The organism is Exilibacterium tricleocarpae (genome assembly GCF_007004655.1).
Classification (GTDB): domain Bacteria; phylum Pseudomonadota; class Gammaproteobacteria; order Pseudomonadales; family Cellvibrionaceae; genus Exilibacterium; species Exilibacterium tricleocarpae.
In genome coordinates, this window is sequence record NZ_ML660087.1 from 1 (window position 1) to 22,946 (window position 22,946).

Below are 22,946 nucleotides of genomic sequence, written 5' to 3' on the forward strand. Positions count from 1 at the left end.
CTCTGCTACTCTAACAAAACGATAGTGCTAACTTGAGAGAATATTCTGGCTGCAACTCCTCGTTGTTTTTTTAACGGTGCCTGTCCTCGCCGTCTCTCTATTAACGGTGCCTGTCCTCGCCGTCCTCACTCGCCTTTTCTCGCCTTTTGTTCTCTTCTTGATAAAAAAGGAAAAGAATATCGTTGCTGGCCTAAATCCTATTAGTCAAGATTTGACCCCTCAATCGACCTCCCCTCAATCGACCTTTAACGGTGCCTGTCCTTTTTAACGCACTTTTTAACGCACAGTCTGTTACAGCGTCAGCTAACTTTTAATAGCTTAAGTTGCCAAGAGCTGCGGTAGTGTTTGAGGGTATTTTTGTGCTAACCTCCTCGCAGTTTCTGTTGCATGAAAATAATCTGCACATCATCTAACGATGCTTAGTGTATAATCAACTCCGTTATTTTCTAACTGGTAATTGAAACTAATTGACTCTCTTACCGGCAATACTGCCAAATAGTTCATCTCAACTAATATATCAAGAGATTCAGGATAGCTACCGTTTTCCATATAAAACTGTTTTAGGCTCTCATTCAATATCTTCAAATCAGTTTCAATTCTCTCATTATTGTCAACACCGTAGTAGTCGATCTCGTGTGAGGTCAAAATACCTAATACTACAACAGTTACACTGAAAACAGTCAGACTGGCTATCAAAGCTTTTTTACTAAATGGGTTTAATGGCTTTAAGATTACTTGTAACTTATTAAAGTCAGAGATTTTCATGATAATACCTCGCAAACTCGGCCCCGCTATAAGTTGGCTTTTCTAAACGACGCATCGTATTTACCCAAAGCTTCATTTCAGCACTTTTATCGATAACATATTGATGCGCTAAACCTCTCCATTGTCCACCGTATTGGCCGGGCTTGAAAGTATGCATGTCCATTACTAGAACACCAGCATAAGTGAAATTTTGGATCATCCAGCGATGTAGCGATTCATGGGCGATTAGCTCATAGTGATCAACCCAAGAAATATCGGGATTGACAAATTCTTCCATCGGTATCTTAATACAATGTTCTGTAACACAAGCTCTAGCTCTTTTTAATTCCTCAACTGGTATTACAGATAATCCATTTGTCAATTCCGGGTAATCACTGGAGAACTCAGAAAAGCCTTTTCTAAATGATCTCGATGCCCCATCTAAGGCGGCACCCTTCTGTGCACCATGACCATCGTCACTATCATACCCCGACGCGTCATCACTCGCATCAACCCCAGTATCAACCCGAGCATCAACCGTCGCTGCACGACCCAACCAAAACCCCGGATGAATAATCCCTGCAACGCTACCAATCGATCTACTGGAATTAGTGTAATTGTAAAGTTTTACCCCCGACTGAAACCAGTCCGATCCCGCATTTTTCACTTCACTATCAAATTTGTAACCAACAACATCAATCTGCTCTATCGTCTCAGAGGCATAACCCGTCGGATCGACAACACTCAACGGATTATTGAACACATAGCCGTAGCGGTTATAACTCTGACTGTTCAGCGGCGCTTGCACCAGTGGGTCCGGGCTCAGAAAACGTCCCAACTGTGGATCGTATACCCGCCCATTCATATGGATCAGACCCACGCGGTCCAGGTGCTCGTGATCGGTAAAACCGCGCGCGGAATCAACAGGCGGGTACGTGTCGTCGATACTGCCGTCCCACGTCTGGTGTCGCCGCTCGCCCCAGGGGCCGTTGGCCAGCCATTCCACGTCATTGGCACTGGTGGCCTGCTCACCGGATTTGGCGACCAGCGACCCCAGATGGTCACGGTGCTGGTAACGGTACGTACCGCCGCCGGCAACACCGGCGTCACTGAGATACAGCGCAAAGTCGCCGATATAATGAACCTGTCGGGTTATTCCACTCTTAGTAATTTCTTCATAGCTGCCAAGGCCGGCATAAACAGTGGTGCGGCCACCGCTGTCACCGTGCTTGACGCGACTTTTCGTGGGTCCATAGACAAAGTCCGACCATTTTTCCGACCCCGACGTAGTGTCACTGATACGCGAAGGCTTGTCAAAAGCCGTATAGGCGACGGACTTGACCGTCTGCGCGCCGGCCTTAGCCGCGATCATATTGCCGTTGGCATCGTAGGTGTACTGCAGATGATTGGCGCGGGTCACCGCGTGAGGACCCGCGCCATTCTGACCGTAACGATAGGGGCCTGCCACGCCGGTTTTCTGCGTAATATTACCCAACGCATCGTAGGTAAAGTCGCTACTGGCGGCAGAGCAGCTACCTGTGCGTGACGCCGTCAGGCGATTTAAATCGTCATAGCAAAAATTCTGGGTCACCGTGTGTTTATGATCAGTCCGCTGAGTGACATTACCCAAGGCATCAAACTGATAGCTGTGATCCTGGATCGCAAAGAGGCCTTTGTACGCGTGGATGGACTGAATACGCCCATCAATCGCCTCAAAGTGTCGATCGGTCACCACACCGTTGCCCAGGGTGAACTGCGTCAGATTGCCCCGGGCATCTGTGGCATTGGCCAACCATAACACCCGGCCGTCACTGCCCGCCCTCACAGCGTGCCGGAAGCCGTAGTCATTATAGTCTTCGATTGTCCGGTACCCACTGGGGTAGGTCATACCGGTGGGGCGGCTAAAGCCGTCGTAATGCCATTGGAACGTAAAGGCTTGGCCGTCAATCGCCGTCTGCTGACTACCGAGCTGGGACAGCGAGGTGTAGGTGTAGTGCTCAGCATACGGGGAACCATCGGTATTAAAACCCACCAAGGACCCCAACAACCCCTTACCCTTAGGCTTGTTATCGTAAGTCCAGATATGGGTTCGCGTCGCGGCACCGGCAGCCGTCGCATTGTCGACCCGTTGGGTGACGCGACCGAGCTTGTCGTAGTGGTATCGGGTTACCTGGTTTTTGGCATCGGTCTCTGAGTCCAACAGGCCCAGGGCGTTATAGGTGTAAACGCGCACGCCCGTATTCGGATCATCCAACCGGATTTTACGGCCCAGGCGGTCGTAACGGATGTCAACCGTGGTGGCGGCATTGCCGTCGACGATTGTCGAGGTGAGATCGCCAAAGGGCGAGTAACGGTAGGCTACCGCCGTGCCCGCAGCATCCCGGCTCAGCACAACCAGATTACCACCGGTAAGCTGTTGCAAGCTGGCCTGCCCCAGGCGATTGGTGGTGGTGACCTGGATGCCGTCGTAATCAATCGTTTCTGTGGTGTTGTCGGCAAAGGTGATTTTCGTCAGCCGGCGCAATACATCATACTCGTAGCGTGTATCGACGCTTGGCGTGGAGAAAAAGGGCGCCGTGCGAGTCGACAACTGACCCTGCGGATTGTAGTCACGACGTGTGTAGACAAACGTCCCGTCCAAGTTTCTCGAGCGCGTGCCCACTTCTCTGCCCTCGGCGTCCAAATAGGTACGCACCGCAGACCGCCCGGTGGTTTTCACTTGCACGTAAGAGGCTGCCGTCCCACTGTAAGCAAAACACCCCAGGCACGCCCGGACGTCATATTCCGTCAAGGTGCCATCGGGGTGGATGACAAAATCCACCCGGCCGAGATTGTCGTACACCGTATCGGTCACCAGAGCGTTGGCGTCGACTTCCCGCACTGGCAAGCCGAACTTGGCTGAGTAGCGGGTGGTCTGTGTCAGTCCTGCCGCATTGGTCAGCGTGACCGTGCGCACGCCGTCAACACCGTAAGTTTCGTCAGCGCGAGTGACCGTGGAGGTAAACCCCAATCCCGCTCCAGCACCCGTACCCCAGTTCTGTGTGGTGCGGTTCACGCTGCCGTAGGGGTTATAGTCATACTGGGTTTTCAGCCGCAGCGGACTGTTCGTGCTGTCATCCGGTTCAGACACACGCTCTGAAAGCTGGCCCAGCGTGTTGTAACGGAATGCCACGGTACGTACCTCTGAATCCAGGCTGCCGGGATGACCGATCCACCCCTGCGTACGTTGACGCTGAACCAAACCTTGCACCCACCGGTTTGTGGTGTCGATACCGGTAATATCAGAATACGTCGTATCGACAGCCGAGATAAACGCCTGCCCGTCGACGTTATCGCAAAACACCTGGCGAGAGAATAGGGGTACACCATAAGCACTGACATCCCTGTCGCTCGATGAACCTGCGAGGGTCGTCACCACGGCGGTGCTGACCGGTGAACAGGCAAAGCTGGTGGTGGTGAAATTCTTGGTCGTCTGACTGCCTTTGGTGCCCACCAAGTCCCACGACTGCTCATGGGTTTCCAGCAGGTAGGGAAAATAGTGCGGGCTCTTATGACCGGCATCGATATCATCGCGATAGAGGCGCACCTTCCACTGAAAGCGTTTATCACTCAACAGGCGCAAGGTGTTTCCCGACTGGGTGCTGTCCGTGGCATAGACCAACGTCCGGTGGGGGTAGCCCATCAGCGCATAGGCCTCATCGACCCGTTGATGGTAGTGGTTGACGGTTTTGCGCACCGCACCGGTGCTGTCCGTATCGGTCACTGCCACCGTATCGAACCCAAGCGATCCCCAACCGCTGTCATCGCGCCGATGGTTGTTATAGTGATAACTCAGGCTTTTGCGATCGCCTGCTGAGCGGGTGTCGACGACTGTTTCCACAACAAGGCGCGGTGTGGGCACGGGCAGCCTGGCTTCGTCCTCTTCCTCCTCGCGTCCTTCATACCCTTCGCCGGCATGGGTAAACGAAGAGGTCGTCCGGGTGGCCGCCGTTACCGTGTAATGCGCACTGGTGGTCATCGGCCCATACTGCACGGACAATTTACCTTCCAGGCCATCGACTACACCGTGTAGAAGTTTTCGGGTGACGCTATTCACCGTTCGCTCCCCACTAGCGTAGCTAACGGCGGAAAGGTCTGTCATGCCGTCGAGGTTGAAGTCGGCGACTATGGGGCGTTCATGTGAGTCGGCAAGCCATTTTACCGGCGGTAAGAATCCCTGTCCCCCGGCCTGGGACCCGGCGCAAGAGGACAATTCGACCCAGGTGTCGAATTTCCCATTCCCTTTTCTTCGGCCGAATTTGACCAGGTCAGCACACTTGTCGTCATTCAGATGGGCGAAGGCCAGCCTGGGGCTCAGCCCTCCATCCTGAGCGTTTGCCTGCCACTGCTGCCAGGGCGTGAAGCGCTCGCCTGTAGACAGGGCGACAAAGCCCGGTTCATTGTTGCCCGGGGAATGATAGACATCGATCAGACCGTCGCCATTGACATCGCCGACGCGCAGGAGGTGGGTTTTATTCGCGATGCTACCCCAGACACCACTCGAGACAAAACCTTGTCCGGTATTGATCAGCACCTCGAGATGACAATTCGACGCGGCTGTATGAGGAAAACGGCAAATGAGAAGATCGGTTAGTCCGTCGCCGTTAAAGTCACCAAAGTGACGCGGGGAATCACTGAGCTTGACAAAGTAGTCGGTGAGATTGTCCAACCATAGCCTGATAGGCTCGAATCCGCTGCCCGTATTGATCTTCACATACCATTTAGAATCCGCGGGATTTTGATGGTCAATCTTGTAGTAGTGCAGGTCGGGCAAACCGTCGTTGTTGATATCGCGCAAAAACCGCCTGGCCGTAAACAACCAACCGGATGAGAGTTCACTGAGGCCATCGGCCCAGGTTTCCGCGACAAACCCATTGCCCGTGGAGCGGTAGACAACGACCCTGTAAGTCGGTGCAAACTCGTTGAAATCGAAGCTCACCAGATCGTCCCTGCCATCCCGGTTCACATCATAGACGTGAGAGGGGACGGGGTAACTGTGGTCAAAACGGACATCCGGAAATCCATCGCCGCTGTCTCTGGGGTCTATGGCGGTGACAGAGAGCGTTAAGTCCCCGTTAACGCTATCCACGTCGGCACGGAAGTGCTCCAACAGGCCGTCGCCATCAAAATCTCCCGTACGCGCGGGAAAACGGTTATGAGCGGTCCCGGTGTCCACGCCAAACGTGGCCGACTCACTGTCGTTCCATTCGAAGCGCAAAGGTTCAACACACTGGGCGCCATAGCCGTAGCACAGATCGATCTGCGCCAGGTGGCTGGTTCTCACCGGGTCTTCAAACACCTTGCCAAAGTAACGCTGGCCATAGCGCTGGTAGTGCAGTGTGTAGGTGTTGAGGTTGACACCGCCGGCGCGGGTCTCGATGGTTTTCAACCGCTGGGGCATGTAATAGCGGGCACCGCCGCGGTAGGTCTCCAGCACATCGTCCCGGTCTTCATAGGTAAACAACACGGCATTATCCGTGCCGGTTGCCAGATCATTGTGGGTGTAATGGATGGCCTGGATACGATGAATCCCTTGGGCGGCGTCGTGGAAATACGTATAGGTCAGGTAATTCCCCGCCATATCCTGCCGGCGATTGAGATGCCAGGTTAAGGGCTGCGCCTGGTTATCGTAGCGCACGGCATCGCTAGTGGCGCCGTAGGTAAAAACCTCCCCATTGGGGTATTCAACGGTCCAGGCAGCCGGCGCCGTTGCGGTACCGCCGAGGCGGGTAATACGGGCAAAGTCATCCGCCTCGGTACGGTATTCACCGCTGGCAATTTCAACCAAACGCTCGCCATCCAGACAGAAGCGGTAGTCATCACCGGGATTGAGACCACTGAAGGCCTTATCCCGGGCAACGCTCGCCTTACAGCGCGTAATGGTGGATAGACCGCCGATCCGCCAGCCCCAACCGACTAGCCCGTTTTTTCGGTTGCTGCGGTAGGTCAAACTCAGGTTGGGCTGCATGCCGTTGATACCCGGCGCGATCACCAGGGGCAGGCGATAGCGGAAGTTGCCGGTGTCGCTGACGGTGTATTCGCCCTTGAGCAGGCCGTTGTACTCAGGTTCAGCCATCAGGTCATTGGCGGGGTCGATTTCGCCCGTGCCCGGACCGCCGACAAAGACCGACACCAGGCCGGAGGTTTGATAAGGACCACAGTGGGTGACACTGCCCTGGACGTTACAGGCGCGTACCCGGAAGATATAGTTGCCGTTGCCCAGACCGCTCACCGTCTTGGCGGTGCCACTGCCGGCGTAGACAAGCCCCCATTGGCTGCCGTTGGTTTGCTGGTACAGTTCATAGCGGTCCAGAGGGGCGCTGACACTCGCCCAAGAGACAGAGAAGGTCCCGTTATCATCGCTCGGCGGCACATCAATGCGCGCGGGTGCCCCGGGTCTGATGGCCGTGGTGCTGACGGTCGACGTCTTATAGGCACTGCAGGTGGTCAGGGTGCTTTCGACATTACAGGCACGGACCCGGTAACGATAGTCGCCATCGCCCAAGCCGCTGACGCTGCTTGTCCTCGCGGTGCCGGCGTAGACCTGCGACCAGCCGCCACCGCCCGCTTGCTGAAACAGCTCATAGCGATCCACCGAGCCGCTGGCGCTGCCCCAAGCGACAGTATAGGTGCCGCTGTCACTGGCTGCGGGCACGGTTATCGACGCCGGCACACCGGGCGTGATCGCCACCACCGTTTGCACGGCGCTTGAAAACGCACTCCACCCTTGCGCATTTTGCGCGCGCACCCGGTAGTGATAAATGCCGTCCCCGGGTACTGAATCCGTAAAACTCCGTGCAGCGCCGATATAGACACGTGACCACGCACCCTGCGCCCGGCGCTCTACTTCATACTGCGTGACATTAGGGCCTGTGCTCGCCGACCAGGAAACCGGAATACTGCTGGAAACGTGAGTGGCATTTAACGAGGGTGGGGTCATTTGCGGTGGAATGCTGGGAATATCCACAACCACAGTGTGCGAGCCTTCCAAGTTGTCGATAACATCACACTCTTCCCATACACAGATGGTCCAGCGCGTCCAGTGCTCGTAGCGATAGGTGCCGTTGTTTCTACCGGTTATCTGCAGCGTTTGGCCGGACGGGTAGAAGAAGTTTCTAACAAAAACACCGTTTTTGAATTCGACAATCTTGTACATTTGCTGTGGGCTGAAATGCAGCGTGTAATTGCCGTCGTTATCCGTAGCCGGACCGCTGATGGCCCAGGACTGGAGTGGCAACAACACGGTGATCAACAGTGGCAGTAAAGGCTTTATGACTTTTTCCATGTGGGGCCCCTTTTAATCCTTTAGCCTATTGACTTATTCTTACAGGAACAGTTCCTTCACGCGGGCATTGTCAGTTGCTGACAACAACCATTCTTGGCGCTTTTAAAGGCTGTAACGTTATTAGAACGACTGGCTTCCTTGCAATGTCTTGGTATTTCAGCGTCCTTAATTTTATTTTCTTCAAATTCCTTGAGCGGTGTTGAGTTCGAGATTTTTAATCCCGTTGCAGCTGCTACTTACGAGACCACAAATCCTAACAGGTTTAGCAAACAGAAAAGTGTAATATAGGATTATTTTAACCTGTGGGTTTTAAGCGCAAGGCCGTCTTTGGTATGCGGCAGCGTTTAATTCCGATAAAGCTTTCAACGCTTCCAGCAATACAAAGTTCGTCCTGTCACACTTGTAGTTCGTTGTCGCAACTTAAACCGCCGGATAGAAAAATTCAACACCCAAAGTCCTATATTGTTGTACACTCTCAGAATCCCTTCCATGCGAGACCTTAAAAAATAACTCCCTAAAACAAAACAATTCATCGCAAAAAATCCGCACCTCAATGACCGATAAAGACAAGAGCATTATAGCGGCGAGCACCTTGCTGATTGACTTAAGGCTCCCCAGAGGGGAAATATTTCAGCCGATATGCAATAACAATAGGTAAAAATATATCTCATATCCCGAATAATAATATGAGATTGAGGAAATCAACCCACTAGCCATAGCACTGGACATGCCAATTGTACGTATTTAGGTTGACACCACCCATACGCACCTTCGAGGGAGGCAGTCCTTAATGTCACTTCCTTAAGCGTATTTGCATCGTTTCATCGGTCGCTGCCCTAGCCACATCGGTCTCGATTTAGCGTACTGAGGGGCGGTCTGGCTTTCGCTGAAGCCAGACCGGTCAATTAGCACATAGTTGCTTAAGTGAAATCAGGGACAGGCTGCGATCGCGTTACCTTGATCCTGTTGGTGCTATCTAATGGTCTGGAACTGGCGGTGGTGGCCGGTTGGGAACCGCCGGTATCGACCGGTTGGGAACCGGCGGCAAGGGCCTGGTCGGACGCGGCTGACTCGATGCGGTTGGGATGGGTGGCAATGGTTTGCGCGGCAAGGGTTTCTTCGGTATCGGCGGCAGCGGTTTTTTGAGGGGTGGTAGACAATACAGATAAGCGGTCTGGGCGGCGTATTTCTTCAAGTGGTATCGATTGCCGGCGGTATCCCACAGATCGCTGGTAGCCGGGTCCAGGGTCATACTGCCGCTGCCTGAGTCGACACCGGTGAATCCCATTTTCAGGTAAAATTTTGTCGACTCGCCATTGTAAGACCAAAGTTCCAGTTTACCGCCATATCCCATGCCCCTAGAGAAATTGACTGCGTGCTCTATCATGATTGCGCCACCACCCTCGGAGCCGGGGTGCAGAACCAAGTCATTGATATAAGGCAGCAGATAATCGCTCATCGTCATGATGCCGACTGGGACGCCCTCGAGCAGGTAAACAAAGTTAAAGTCCTCGTTTTTAACCAGAGTTGCGATGGAATCCGAGTAGCCACAACGACTGTTCCATCCCTCTATCTCCGGGGGAACGTCATAGTCGGGCTCAGCCAGACGCCAGTTCTCGATATTGCGCAGTAGTTGTTTCCGGTAGCCGAGGAGAACACTCTCTTTCTTGACCTGTATGATCGGCGGCTTATTTATCCATTGATACTTTGCCATTACCAGTGCCTTGTTGTTATTGTCGAAGTGGATTTAACTGACAAGATCATCTCTTGGTTACTGCCCGAGGAGATTAAGAGTAAGGCTGATCACTGCATGTCAGTGACATAAGAGTGTAGCAAGTGATCTTTTGTTCCGTGGTCTAGGCCAGGTTTTTCTCGCCACACGATTTACGGACCTCTGAAGGCCGCCTGACTTTCCACCTGACCGGCAATCTTGTAACCTTGACGCGCCGGGCGGGAGCTGCCCGCTGACAACTATCGACGTTCAATGATTAATCAACGATTACAGTGACCCCTGAAACCATGACCGAAGAATTGCACACTCGCTATACGCCATCCCCGGACCGCTATGACTCAATCCCTTACCGTCGCTGCGGCAACAGCGGCATTCGACTGCCGTTGCTGTCATTGGGCCTGTGGCAGAACTTCGGCGGTGTCGACGCGCTGGAAAATGCCAGGGCCATGCTGCACCGGGCTTTCGATCTGGGCATTACGCATTTTGATTTGGCCAATAACTACGGCCCGCCCTTTGGTTCGGCGGAGTCCACGTTTGGCACGGTGTTGCGCCAGGGGCTCGGGGCTTACCGCGACGAGCTGATTATCTCCAGCAAAGCCGGTTACGATATGTGGCCGGGCCCCTACGGTATCGGCGGCTCGCGCAAGTATCTGGTGGCCAGTATCGATCAAAGCCTGAAGCGTACCGGGCTCGATTATTTCGATATCTTCTACAGCCACTGTCCGGACCCCGAGACGCCCATGGAGGAGACCATGGCGGCGCTGGACTACATTGTCCGCTCCGGTCGCGCGCTTTATGTCGGTATATCCTCCTACAGTCCGGCGCAGACACAGACGGCACTGGCACTGTTGCGTGAATTGGGCACGCCGTGCCTGATTCACCAGCCCCGTTACAATATGTTCGATCGCTCGATCGAGGAGGGGCTGCTTGCCGTGCTGAAGCGCGAGCGGGTCGGTGCCATCGTATTCTCACCCTTGGCGCAGGGTTTATTGACCAACAAATATCTGCAGGGGGTGCCGGCGGGGTCCCGGGCGGCGCGCAGCGAGCAGATCTATCTGGGTGCCGACCATGTCACGCCGGAAAAAATCGAGCGGGCGCGAGAGCTGGATGTGGTGGCCAGCGAGCGCGGCCAGACCCTGGCGCAGATGGCGGTGGCCTGGGTACTGCGCGATGAGACGGTCACCAGTGCGATTATCGGCGCCAGCCGGGTGGAGCAGATAGAGGACTGTGTGGCCGGGTTGGAGAATCTGAATTTTTCTGCCGATGAGTTGCAGCGGATTGAGGCGATTCTTGGGGAGTAGTGTTTGGGTATAAGTTTTAAGACGGAGTGAACCTTCCCCTGTTTATAGAACTCGCCTGAGGCGACATTGCTGCCGATTTAAAGTCTCCGTTAAAGTGGGGGAACCTCACCGTGCTGGGCTAAATGCATTAAGTTATAGCCAAAAAGCTCACAGCAGCAATTTTAAAAAAGCTTAAATTATATAAAAACTGCTTGTAGAAAACGGCGCCTGTTCAGTTGTTTCTTCCCCTATTTAGGGTGCATGGTGTGTAGGCTTCCGTAACGCAAAAAAAATGGCGTTGGTTTTATATAAATTATATATTTTAAGATTTGGATCGACAAAGAAAAGCTGTTTTGATTAAATGAGCTGAAAAAATAGTCTAAATTTTTCTATCACACCGTCCCTGGTTTATAGTTTTTTAATCTTTGAGCAGCGAGGTTGATTTATGTGTAAATCTACAAAAGTCGCTATCCTACTTTTCCTTATTGCGTTGGCAAACATTGCGCAAGCCGATTCTTACCAGGTTGTCGATTATGTTCGGTACAGTGGCACGGTTAGTTATTCCAACGCCGGGCGTTTTTTTTCCTATACCGATGTTTCAAACGACTATGCTAGCATCGTAAATCGGGCAGCGGATGTGCAGGCTATGGAGGGTGAGTTGCGCGCACAATTGCGAGCCGCCATACAAGAGGAGATTAATGGCAAGTTGTCGCTTAGAAATTATAATTTCAGAATTAATGGTCCAATCACACTGGCACTGTATGGCGAGCAAGATGGTACTATCAGTGTTCGCTTTGGTGGATTCACTGTGTATGCCAGCGCCCGATTAAGAAAAAACATATTGGCAGAAGCAGAAGTGTCTTTCAGTTCCACTCCCATCTGGCTTAATGGCAGTTACGATATTAGTAGTGGCGCAATTTATAACGTCTATGCAGATCCCAGCTTGCGAGTTGACGTCCACGTCGATGTGGATTCCATTTTAGATCTTATTCCGCTTTTTAACGCTATTGTCACGAACAAACTGGAAGACAGCCTTGAGGCTGAAGCGGAAGCTGCAATCTATGAGCGAATCAATGCACTCTCAGGTTATGAGACAGTTGTCTTCGGGTTGGATACGGAAATTCCTGACAATGTTTATGTATTTGAGGGTCGGGACTTGGGTAGAGAGGTTAAAGACGGCTTGCTGGACATTGTCAGTGGTGAGAGTTTGACAATTACATTGGAAGAGACGCCGGTCTATTATGTGGGCCTTTACGGACCCTTGTTCTACGATGTTGATACGGTGACAATAAATATTTCCGAGCATTTAGAGTTTTCGTTTACGGAGCAACCGTTCTTCAGGTGGCGAACAGATTGTCCAATAAATCGTCCTTGTGAGTTGCCGGATCATTAAGAGAAATCGGATGGGACGCCTGCAACTTAGCAACTTAGTACGTGCTTAAGGCAGTGCCATTCCAGGCGTCCCTGGTTGCTGGGCGTCCCTGGTTGCTGTGGGAGTCTGCCTGCACAACTGCAGTTTATCAAAGTTGGTCCAGACAAAGTGCCGGTGTAAAAAGCAATTAGCGCCGACGACGCCCGTGCCACTCCAGCGCCAGATCGGCCTAACCCTGGGGACTTTTTATAACACGGAGCCCCTTTATAACCAATAGGACTTTTCATAACGATGAAGCCTCATCAAGCAAGACCAGTCATGCCGTATCAGTCTATATAGGGGGTAGCCAAACGCCGGCATTCGGCCTAAGCTTCGGCAATAACAAGAATTCACGCTAACACCGGGTGGCGCAGGTTAGCGTAGTTATGTCGTTGCCTGAATCTTCCACATCCATTCATCTCCGCACCGGGCAGTTCTAAGAAGGGGAGCAGTATCTTTTAAGTGGGCGGCACAGATAAAGCAAAGGATAAGGGCTATGGCTGTAGCAATTATCATGGCTTTGATTGTTGTTGCGTCGGTCTTGTTCCATATACTCAGCCCCTGGCAGCAGACTGAGCTGGCCTCCAATTGGGGGACGATCGATGACACCCTGCTGATTACGGCTGTTATCTGCGGCATTTTCTTTGTCGGCATTCTGTTGTTTATGGCCTACGCCATTTTTCGCTACCGGCACCGCGAGGGGCATCGCGCTCACTACGAACCGGAAAACAAAAAACTCGAGTGGTGGCTGATCAGCATCACCACGGTGGGTATCTGCGGTATGCTCGCCCCCGGCCTGTTTGTCTACAGCGATTTTGTCCACGTGCCCGACGACGCCCATGTGGTGGAGGCGGTGGGGCAGCAGTGGCAGTGGAGCTATCGCTTTCCCGGCGACGACGGTGAACTGGGCACCGTCGATATCAAACACATCACGTTCGACAACCCGTTCGGCATCGACCTCTCCGACCCCAAGGGCCAGGACGACATCCTTGTCAGCAGTAACGAAGTCCACCTGCCACTCGATCGACCCGTGAAAATGCTGCTGCGTTCGAAAGACACCCTGCACAATTTTTATGTGCCCCAGTTTCGTGTGAAGATGGATACGGTGCCGGGACTGGTGACTTATTTCTGGTTTACGCCGACCAAGGTCGGCGAGTACGAGGTGCTCTGTGCGGAGTACTGCGGCGTCGGCCACGCCACTATGCGCGGCCGGGTGGTGGTGGAGAGCGAAGCGGCGTTTAGGGACTGGTTGTCGCGCCAGCCCACTGTGGCCGAGGCGGTAGTGAAGGACACCGGTGGCAGCCTGGCGGAACAGGGCCGACAGCTGGCCGAAGGGCTGGGGTGTCTGGCCTGCCACAGCACCGACGGCAGCCAGAGCCTGGGACCCGGCTGGCTGGGCTTGTACGGTAAAACCGAAACCCTCGTCGACGGCTCCACCGTCATCGTGGATGAGGCTTATCTAAAAGAATCGATCCTGGCGCCCAACGCCAAGCTGGTGCAAGGCTATCCGGCGGTGATGGTGCCCTACGACCTGAGCGAGGCGGAACTCAATCTGCTGGTGGCCTACACCCGCTCACTCGCCGGTGCCGGCCCGGATGCCGAACCCGGTGACGAGCCGTCGCCACCGCCTCAGGGCGCACTGGAGCCGGCGCCGGGCGATGCTGCGGCCCGCGGTCGGGCGCTGGCGCAGGCCCAGGGTTGTCTCGTCTGTCACAGTCTCGACGGCAGTCGCGGCCTCGGCCCCACCTGGAAAGGAATGTACGGTAAAACCGAAACCCTTGCCGACGGTTCTACGGTGGTAGTGGACGAGGCTTATCTGCGGGAATCCATTCTAGAGCCCAACGCCAAGCTGGTGGATGGCTATCCGCCGGTGATGCAGCCCTACCCGCTGAGCGACGCGCAACTCGACGATCTTATCGCCTTTACGAAAGCGATTAGCGAGGAGGAATAAATGGCCTACGCTGAAGATGCCGAAGTAGAACAGCTACACCACCCTAAAAGCTACTGGACCAAATATATCTGGAGCCAGGATCACAAAGTGATCGCCGTGCAGTACGCCCTGACGGCCATCGCCATCGGTCTTGTGGCCCTGGTGTTGTCGGGGCTGATGCGGATGCAGATCGGTTTTCCCGGCAGTCTCGAGTTTATGGATTCCTCGGCGTACTACCAGGCCATGACCATGCACGGCATGATCATGGTGATCTATCTGCTCACGGCGCTGTTTCTCGGCGGCTTTGGCAACTACCTGATTCCGCTGATGGTGGGCGCCCGCGATATGGTGTTCCCGTACGTCAATATGTTGAGTTACTGGTTTTACCTGCTGTCGGTCGTCGTGCTGGTGGCCAGTTTTTTCGTACCGGGCGGACCCACCGGCGCGGGCTGGACACTCTATCCGCCCCAGGCCATCACCCAGGGCACGCCGGGCACCGAGTGGGGCATTGTCCTGATGCTGGTGTCGCTGATTATTTTTATCGTCGCGGCGACCATGGGCGGTCTCAATTATGTCACCACGGTGTTGCAGGCGCGCACCCACGGTATGACCCTGTTTCGCATGCCGCTGTCGGTGTGGGGAATTTTTATGGCTACCATTCTGGCGTTGTTGGCGTTTCCGGCGCTGTTTGTCAGTGGTGTGATGATGCTGTTCGACAAAACCCTGGGCACCAGCTTTTTTATGCCGGAAATGCTGTCCATGGGCAGGCAACTGGATTACGAGGGCGGCAGTCCCATTTTGTTTCAACATCTGTTCTGGTTTTTCGGGCACCCCGAAGTCTACATTGTCGCGCTGCCGGCGTTCGGGTTGGTTTCCGACATTATCAGCGTGCACGCCCGTAAAAACATCTTCGGTTACAAAATGATGGTGTGGGCGATTGTCGCCATCGGCGTGCTGAGTTTCGTGGTCTGGGCGCACCATATGTATGTCAGTGGTATGAACCCGTATTTCGGGTTCTTTTTCGCCACCTCGACCTTGATTATCGCCGTGCCCACGGCGCTGAAGGTGTACAACTGGGTGCTGACCCTGTGGCGCGGCGATATTCACCTGACCGTGCCGATGTTGTTTGCACTGGCGTTTATTCTGACGTTTATGGCCGGCGGCCTCACCGGTTTGTTTTTGGGCAATGTGGTGGTGGACCTGCCGCTGTCGGATACCTATTTTGTGGTGGCGCACTTTCATATGGTGATGGGGGTGGCACCGATTCTGGTGGTGTTCGGTGCGATCTATCACTGGTACCCGAAAATTACCGGGCGTATGTTGAACGATACCCTGGGGAAACTGCATTTCTGGATTACTTTTCTCGGGACCTATGCCATCTATTTTCCCATGCACTACCTCGGCTTTCTCGGTATGCCGAGGCGCTATTACGATTACGAGGGCTACGAGTTTATTCCCCAATCGGCCCACGACCTGAATGCGTTTATTACGGTTATGGCACTGATCGTCGGGGTCGCCCAGTTACTTTTTCTCTACAACATGGCGCACAGCGCAGTAAAGGGCAAGCCGGCCGGCGCCAATCCGTGGAAGGCCACCACGCTCGAGTGGCTGACCCCCGATACGCCGCCGGTGCACGGCAACTGGGGGCCGAAATTGCCGGTGGTACACCGCTGGGCCTATGACTACAGCGTGCCCGGCGTGGAGGCGGATTTTGTGCCGCAGACCGTCTCTCACCGGGAAGTGCCGGCGGAGGTCACATGAACATACCGCCGGCCATGAAGGTTACCGATTTCAGCGGCCCGGGCGGCGGCGCCCCGGCGCTGGAGCGAGACGCCGATCGCGTTGCCGTTGTCGGCTTGCGGGTGTTCCTGGCGGTGGTGACGTCACTGTTTTTTCTGTTTACCACGGCTTACGTATTGCGTTCGCAAATCGCCGACTGGCAGCCGTTGTCGGATCAGTGGCAACCGCTGTTCGATCAGTCGCAACTGTGGGTCAACACGGCATTTCTCGTGTTGGGGAGCCTGGCTTTGCAGTGGGCCAAAGTGGCGGCCCGCCGCGGCGATGCGGCGCACACCCTGATCGGTTTTTCCCTGGGGGGGCTGTTTGCGCTGGCCTTTTTAGGCGGTCAGTTGTGGCTGTGGACGCAGATGCGCAGTTGGGGTTACGGCGTAGCGGGCAACCCGGCCAACAGTTTCTTCTATCTGCTGACCGGTTTGCACGGCCTGCATTTATTGGGCGGTGTGGTGGCCTGGAGCCGCACGGCGCGGGCGCTGTGGTGCGGGCGCACGCCGCCCAACCTGCCGGTCAGGATCGGCTTGTGTGCCACCTACTGGCACTACTTGCTGGGGTTGTGGTTGTTTCTGTTTGCGCTGCTGGTCAGCACACCGGAAACCTACAAAGCCATTGCCGCGTTCTGCGGTATTTCATTATAGGAAACAAGCGAGCGATGAATACACAACAGCAGGCCGTTTCCGGGTGGGACAGCGTCAGCGCCGACTGGTCCTCCGATAAAGATGCATTTAAGCGGGTGCCCTGGGGCAAGGCGATGATGTGGATCTTCCTGCTCAGCGACACGTTTATCTTCACCTGCTTTCTCACCAGCTATATGAAAGTGCGCATGACCACCACCGAGCCCTGGCCGATTCCGAGCGAAGTGTTTGCGCTGACGATTGCCGGTCAAAGTATTCCGCTGATTCTGATTGCGATTATGACGTTTATCCTGATCACCTCTAGCGGCACCATGGCGATGGCGGTCAATTTCGGCTACCGGCGCGACAAGAAAAAGGCTGCACTGCTGATGTTGGTCACAGCGTTGTTGGGTGCTTCTTTTGTCGGTATGCAGGCGTTTGAGTGGACTAAATTGATCGAGGACGGCGTGCGTCCCTGGGGCAACCCCATGGGCGCGGCGCAATTTGGTGCCAGCTTTTTTATGATTACCGGTTTTCACGGCCTGCATGTGAGTATCGGGGTGATTTATCTGCTGGTGGTGGCTCATAAAGTGCAACGTGGTGACTACGACCGGCAGGGCAAGTATGACATTGTCGAAATCACCGGGCTCTATTGGCACTTTGTCGACTTGGTCTGGGTTTTTATCTTTGCCTTTTTCTATTTGTGGTGATTTATGAATACTGAACATGGGGAAGGCCAGCAACATCCGATCGGTCTGTATCTGAAAATCTGGCTGCTGTTGTTCGTACTCAGCACCCTCTCTTATATGGTGGATTACTACCAGCTTGAGGGCTACCTGCGCTGGACGCTGATCATTGTCTTTATGTTGCTGAAAGCCGGGCTGATCGTAGCGGTTTTTATGCATATGCTGTGGGAGCGCCTGGCGTTGATCTACGCTATTTTGGTGCCGCCGTTGTGTCTGCTGGTGCTGGTGGGGTTAATGGCGGTGGAAGCTGATTATACGTTTTTGAGTCGGGTGATCTACTTTGGGCAGGAAGGTTAGGAGTAACTGATGTCTAATTACCGCAAGTCACTCTAAAAAAAGCCAGACAAGCAGTGCGGAGGTTAATGCGAAGCTCAAGGTTGGGTCAGTCTTTCCCAGGCCGTGCGCGGCAGGGAGCCGCGCTCGAGCCCCCAGGGAAGGGTTGACGGCGAGTCTGGGAAAGACTGACCCAACCTTGAGTGCCCCGTAATCAGCATAGAGCAGTATTTTAAGACGGCAGGTTCCCCTAAGGCGCCCAGCGTACGAACTGCCGGAACTTCTGCTGGGCCGTGACCACCCAGTGGGGCGCCGAGTCCCCGGTGCCGGCTTTCAGCAGTTGCGGATGTGCCTTTGCCACTTTCTCGAGCACGGCTTCCTGCTCGGGGTCGACGTCGACAAAGAAAATATGTTTTCCCGCCTGCAACACATCCTCAAAGCGTTTGAAATCGTGGTGCGGTTCCTGGATACCGAACAGGCCGCCCTCCCAGGTGCAAAAGCCGAGCACCACCACGGCCAGAAAAATAAACGGAATCCAGCCGGCCGGCGAGTTGGTCCAGCCGAACAGGTAGGCGCCGCCGAGAACCACGGCCGCCGCCACCACGCCGATAAGGGCGCCAATCTCGGTGGAGTGCACCACATCCTTTTTTAAGACCGATTCCACTTCGTGCAAATGGTGTTTCTCAACTTCGGCGTCGTTATCACTGAGCACGTGGATTTGCGGGGTGGTTACCCCGGCTGCTTCCAGCTCCTGCTCGACGGCTTCGAGGTCGTCCAGGTTATCGCTAATGAAGTAATGCCGCTGCATGACATATCTCCTATGTCTTTATTATTGGGTGCGGCAAAAAATTGTGCTGTTAGACGTTGCTTCGATAAGACCGCCACAGTCTTCGAACCACACCCGCCTTTAACAACCACGGTGTCGAGTATGGCCTGGAAACAGCGTTTTCGGTCCGTCCCCACAGGCGCGGACCCCTAGCCATACGGCATCGCTTATTAGCGCAGAGTATAGCACCGGCGCCGATGCCGACATCCCCTAAATGCGACCTGATACCCCAGCCGGGTCACTATTGGTTTCAAGTATGGTTTTAGCGCTCAGCCGCAGCCGTTTTATAAGTAAAACGTCTATCGACAGACGGAAAATGTCTATCGCTCAGCGTGCCAGCGCCATGGCTTTGATCTGCGCATAGACGGCGTCGCCGGTTTTCAAATCGAGCTGGCGGCGGGAGTGTTCGGAGATACGCGCCAACAGCACGGCATCGGCCACCGCCAGGCGCACCAGGCATTGGCCGCGGCCATCGCCGCTATCGATATCGAGGACCTGGGCCGGCAGGATATTCAAAATACTGGAGCGGGTCGGGCGGTCGAGGCAGAGACTGATATCCCGGGCATAGACCCTTAGCCTTACCCGCTGCTTTGGCTGTACGTCGAGCGGCGGCAGGCGCAGTGTTTGATCGCCGAGGCGCAGGGTGGTCAGCGCCTGTTGGGTACTCTCGACTTCACCGCCGACGATGCAAAATGCTTCGTCGGTGCGAGCCAGCGGGGTGTCCATGTCGCCGAGTACTTTGGCCAGGGGCCCCTCGGCGGCAAGGCGACCGTCTTTCAACAGCAACAGGTGATCGGCCAGACGCGCCACTTCGGCGGCCGCGTGACTGACGTAGATAATGGGCAGCGCCAGGGATTCGTGCAGTCGTTCCAGGTAAGGGAGAATCTCCGCCTTGCTGGCGCTGTCGAGGGCGGCCAGGGGTTCATCCATCAGCAGTAGCTGCGGACTGCTGAGCAGCGCCCGGCCAATGGCCACCCGCTGGCGCTCGCCGCCGGACAATTTATGGGTGTTGCGCTGCAACAGCGGTTCTACGCCGAGCAGACTTACCACCTGTTCAAACGATAAAGCCGCCGCGCGCCGCCGTTTGAGCGCATAGTCGAGGTTGCCGCGGACGGTGAGGTGAGGAAACAGGCTGGCTTCCTGAAACACATAACCCACTGCCCGCCGGTGAGTCGGTACCCAGGTGCCGGGCGCCTGCCAGATATCGTCATTGACGCTGACGCGACCGATGGCGTCGGGCTCGAGGCCGGCGATAGCACGCAACAGCGTGGTTTTGCCACAGCCCGAAGGGCCGAACACGGCGGTGATGCCGGAGCCCGGCGCGCAAAAGGACAGGTCCAGAGAAAAATCGCCGCGGCGCAATTGCAATTCGATATCGATACTCATGGCTGTTTTTTTGGGGTTTATGGCTTAATGGCGCTTGTTTCAGGTGGTACTTTAGCAAATATGTGCCACTTGATCGGTCTGCCTCCGGTGTTTTTAATCAAGGTCAGTAAAAATAGAGTAAGGGGCGATAAATTGCACAAATCCTGTTAAGTGCCATCAAAATGTAACAGCCTCAGGCGACAGCAGGCGCCCGAGGCGAGTGCTATTCGGCTCATGACACCATAATTTTTGGCTTATGGTTGCACAAAACTAAAGCGCCGGTTGAGGCTATAAACCGTCAGCAGTAACAGGAACGACAACAGCAAGAGTACCGCCGACAGCCAGTGGGCCTGGGCGTATTCCAGGGCCTCGACATGGTCGTATACCGCTATCGATACCACCTGGGTGCGGCCGGGAATATTGCCGCCGATCATCAACACCACGCCAAATTCCCCGAGCGTGTGGGCAAAACCCAAGACGGCCGCCGTCAGATAACCGTTGCGGGCCAGGGGCAGGGCCACACTGAGAAAACGGTCCAGCGGTGCGGCGCCGAGGGTGGCCGCCACTTCCAGGGGCCGTCGGCCCTGGGCGGCAAAGGCATACTGCAGCGGCTGCACCACGAACGGCATGGAATAGATAATCGAACCGATCACCAGGCCGGTAAACGTGAAGCTGAGGGCGGGCAGCCCGAACTGCTGCAGCGTGGCGCCGACCGGTCCCTGTGGCCCCAGGGCAATCAGCAGGTAAAACCCCAACACCGTGGGCGGCAGCACCAGCGGCAGGGCGATAATGGCCTCGATGGCGGCTTTGTAACGCCAGCGACTGCGGGCCAGCCACCAGGCCAGCGGCGTGCCGGCAAGAATCAGAATCAGCGTGCTGATACCCGCCAGTTTCAGGGTCAGCCACAAAGCTGCGAGATCAGCGGCCGACAACATCGCGACCCCAGGTGTAGTGAGACAGGTTTGCACCGGTTTCCGGTCGCTGGTAGCCATGAGCGCGGATGATACGTTGTGCTGTCTCTCCTTTCAGATAGTCGAGAAACCGCCGAGCCGCTGCGACCTCCTTTAACAATACCGCTTGTTGGTCGATGGGATCGTACAGATGCTGAGGTACCAGCCAGTGAGAGCCGGGCATTGGCGGGGAGGCTGCGTTTGTGTTTTGTCTGGGCTGAGGGTTTTGTGTCATCGGCTGGGGGATCTTTATGGCCGGCTCAGGGCTCTGTTTATTTGGCTCAGGGCTCTGTTTATTTGGCTGAGGGCTCTCTTTATTTGGCTGAGGGCTCTCTTTATTTGGCTGAGGGCTCTGTTTATTTGGCTGAGGGCTCTCTTTATTTGGCTGAGGGCTCTGTTTATTTAGCTGAGGGCTCTGTTTATTTAGCTGAGGGCTCTGTTGTTCAGTTGGCTGAAGACGCTGCATACTCGGCCGCGGTCGCTGTGGGGTCGACTGCATAATTTGTGAAAGAGAGACGAAGCCCAGTTGCGCCGCCCCGCTGTGTACGAACTGGTAGGTTTGCCCGATGTTTTCACCGCGCACCAACCGCGGTTGCAACCGTGCCAGCAGTTGTTTGGCTTCGAGCACCTGGCTGGCGGCACGCCCGTAAGGCGCCAGCCTGGGGTTGGCGATAGCCAGGTGCTTGAAGTCGCCGCCCGCCAGGACAGCACCCGCGGCATCTACCAGATCGGGGCTCGCACTCCACAGCACCAGGGTGCCCCGGGCATAGGTAAAGCGGGTGTCCGCCACTGTCTTGCCGTTTTCTTCCAGCAGCGCCGGACGCCGGGTGTCGGCGGCCAGGAAGGCATCAAACGGGGCACCGTTGAGAATATGGGCATAGTGTTTACCGGTGGCGCCGAAGGCCAGTAGCACCCGGTGACCGGTGGTCCGTTCAAATTCGGCGGCGATCTGCTTGGCGGTGCGGCTGAAATTGGAGGCGACCGCAACTGTAATCTCCGCCGCCGGCGCCGGAGTCGACAGGCACAGGCTAAGCCACAGGAAAACGGCAGTGCTGGCGGTGCTGCGGTGGGTTGTGTTTGGCATAGTGGCCCGGGTCGAGGGTGGCGGCAATGGCGCCCTATTGGAATATGCCGGCGGTTGTGCTGTCAATAATACCGGTACTTATTTTATAGTCATTATCCTTCCCAGGTCACAAAGCGGGATTGTCGTTTGTGGTAGGCTGGGCGCCAGCTATGGCTTATTTTGGGTAATTGTTTGTGTTAATTCCGCAAGGAGACTGTGTAATGAAGTTGAAGACTGCTGTGTTAGTGTTGCTGTCCACGGGGCTGGTGGCCTGCCAGACCATCGACCCCTATACCGGCGAAACCAAAACCTCCAAGGCCACCACGGGGGCGATTATCGGGGCCGTAGGCGGGGCTGTGGTAGGCGCGGCCACCTCCAGTAAAGACGACCGCAAAAAAGGCGCATTGATCGGCGCCACCGCCGGGGGTGCCATAGGCGCGGGGGTCGGTTACTATATGGACCAGCAGGAGGCCAAACTGCGCCAGCGACTGGCCGGCAGCGGCGTGCAGGTGGCGCGCAACGGCGATGAAATCACCCTGGTGATGCCCGGTAATATTACCTTTGATTCCGGTCGTTCGGAGTTGAAATCCAATTTTCATTCTGTCTTGTCTTCGGTTGGCACGGTGTTGCAGGAGTTCGACAAAACCCGAATCCAGATATCCGGCCACACCGATTCCACCGGTAGCGCCGATCTGAATCAGCGTCTGAGCGAAGCCCGTGCCGCCAGTGTGGCCAGTTATCTTTCAGCGCAGGGTGTGGCCAATGCGCGCATTGTGTCGCAGGGCTATGGTCCGCGCTATCCGGTGATGAGCAACAGCTCGTCCGAGGGCCGGGCGGCCAATCGCCGGGTGGAGCTGAAACTGGTGCCGATGCAGCAGGGTTAGGGCTGCAGAG

15 protein-coding genes are annotated in these 22,946 nt (G+C 55.2%); 8 read left to right on the forward strand and 7 right to left on the reverse strand.

Annotation, left to right across the window (positions count from 1 at the left end):
- Window positions 1-405 precede the first annotated feature (405 nt).
- The 3 genes from FKG94_RS00005 to FKG94_RS00015 form a co-directional block, all read right to left on the reverse strand.
- The gene (locus tag FKG94_RS00005; protein ID WP_142902133.1) at window positions 406-765 is read right to left on the reverse strand and encodes a hypothetical protein; all 360 of its coding nucleotides are present in this window, start codon (window positions 763-765) and stop codon (window positions 406-408) included.
- The gene (locus FKG94_RS00010; RefSeq protein ID WP_142902134.1) at window positions 752-8,068 is read right to left on the reverse strand and encodes an FG-GAP-like repeat-containing protein; all 7,317 of its coding nucleotides are present in this window, start codon (window positions 8,066-8,068) and stop codon (window positions 752-754) included. Before FKG94_RS00010 ends, FKG94_RS00005 begins: the two co-directional genes overlap by 14 nt.
- 976 nt (window positions 8,069-9,044) lie before the next feature.
- Entirely contained in the window at window positions 9,045-9,782 is a 738-nt protein-coding gene (locus FKG94_RS00015) for a GNAT family N-acetyltransferase (protein ID WP_142902135.1), read from the reverse strand.
- A 305-nt stretch (window positions 9,783-10,087) separates the two neighbouring features.
- On the opposite strand from FKG94_RS00015, the gene mgrA reads away from it, so the two are divergent.
- From mgrA to FKG94_RS00050, 7 genes are all read left to right on the forward strand, one after another.
- On the forward strand, window positions 10,088-11,101 hold the full coding sequence (gene mgrA, locus FKG94_RS00020) for an L-glyceraldehyde 3-phosphate reductase (protein ID WP_142902136.1): 1,014 nt from the start codon (window positions 10,088-10,090) through the stop codon (window positions 11,099-11,101).
- A gap of 424 nt (window positions 11,102-11,525) precedes the next feature.
- Window positions 11,526-12,473 (forward strand): hypothetical protein, encoded by a 948-nt coding sequence (locus FKG94_RS00025; protein WP_142902137.1) that lies wholly within the window; start codon window positions 11,526-11,528, stop codon window positions 12,471-12,473.
- 514 nt (window positions 12,474-12,987) lie between these two features.
- A complete protein-coding gene (locus tag FKG94_RS00030) occupies window positions 12,988-14,442 on the forward strand; it encodes a c-type cytochrome (protein ID WP_142902138.1) in 1,455 nt (484 codons plus the stop codon).
- Window positions 14,443-16,182, forward strand: coding sequence for a cytochrome c oxidase subunit I (ctaD, locus tag FKG94_RS00035; RefSeq protein ID WP_142902139.1), 1,740 nt, complete (start codon window positions 14,443-14,445; stop codon window positions 16,180-16,182). It abuts the gene before it with no gap.
- A complete protein-coding gene (locus tag FKG94_RS00040; protein ID WP_142902140.1) occupies window positions 16,179-16,853 on the forward strand; it encodes a cytochrome c oxidase subunit 3 in 675 nt (224 codons plus the stop codon). Before ctaD ends, FKG94_RS00040 begins: the two co-directional genes overlap by 4 nt.
- Before the next feature lie 14 nt (window positions 16,854-16,867).
- The gene (locus FKG94_RS00045; protein ID WP_142902141.1) at window positions 16,868-17,539 is read left to right on the forward strand and encodes a heme-copper oxidase subunit III family protein; all 672 of its coding nucleotides are present in this window, start codon (window positions 16,868-16,870) and stop codon (window positions 17,537-17,539) included.
- Window positions 17,540-17,542: 3 nt separating this feature from the next.
- On the forward strand, window positions 17,543-17,872 hold the full coding sequence (locus tag FKG94_RS00050) for a cytochrome C oxidase subunit IV family protein (protein WP_142902142.1): 330 nt from the start codon (window positions 17,543-17,545) through the stop codon (window positions 17,870-17,872).
- Window positions 17,873-18,098: 226 nt separating this feature from the next.
- On the opposite strand, the gene FKG94_RS00055 is transcribed toward FKG94_RS00050, so the two are convergent.
- The 4 genes from FKG94_RS00055 to modA all read right to left on the reverse strand — a co-directional run bounded on the left by FKG94_RS00055 (window position 18,099) and on the right by modA (window position 22,073).
- The gene (locus FKG94_RS00055; RefSeq protein WP_142902143.1) at window positions 18,099-18,656 is read right to left on the reverse strand and encodes an NAD/FAD-utilizing enzyme; all 558 of its coding nucleotides are present in this window, start codon (window positions 18,654-18,656) and stop codon (window positions 18,099-18,101) included.
- A 345-nt stretch (window positions 18,657-19,001) separates the two neighbouring features.
- Window positions 19,002-20,060 carry a molybdenum ABC transporter ATP-binding protein gene (modC, locus tag FKG94_RS00060; protein ID WP_142902144.1) on the reverse strand — a complete coding sequence of 353 codons (1,059 nt, stop codon included), beginning with the start codon at window positions 20,058-20,060 and terminating at the stop codon, window positions 19,002-19,004.
- Between the two features lie 233 nt (window positions 20,061-20,293).
- Window positions 20,294-20,974 (reverse strand): molybdate ABC transporter permease subunit, encoded by a 681-nt coding sequence (gene modB / locus FKG94_RS00065; protein ID WP_142902145.1) that lies wholly within the window; start codon window positions 20,972-20,974, stop codon window positions 20,294-20,296.
- On the reverse strand, window positions 20,958-22,073 hold the full coding sequence (gene modA, locus FKG94_RS00070) for a molybdate ABC transporter substrate-binding protein (RefSeq protein ID WP_142902146.1): 1,116 nt from the start codon (window positions 22,071-22,073) through the stop codon (window positions 20,958-20,960). Before modA ends, modB begins: the two co-directional genes overlap by 17 nt.
- A gap of 206 nt (window positions 22,074-22,279) precedes the next feature.
- On the opposite strand from modA, the gene FKG94_RS00075 reads away from it, so the two are divergent.
- A complete protein-coding gene (locus FKG94_RS00075) occupies window positions 22,280-22,936 on the forward strand; it encodes a YiaD family glycine zipper/OmpA-like lipoprotein (RefSeq protein WP_425460022.1) in 657 nt (218 codons plus the stop codon).
- Window positions 22,937-22,946 lie beyond the last annotated feature (10 nt).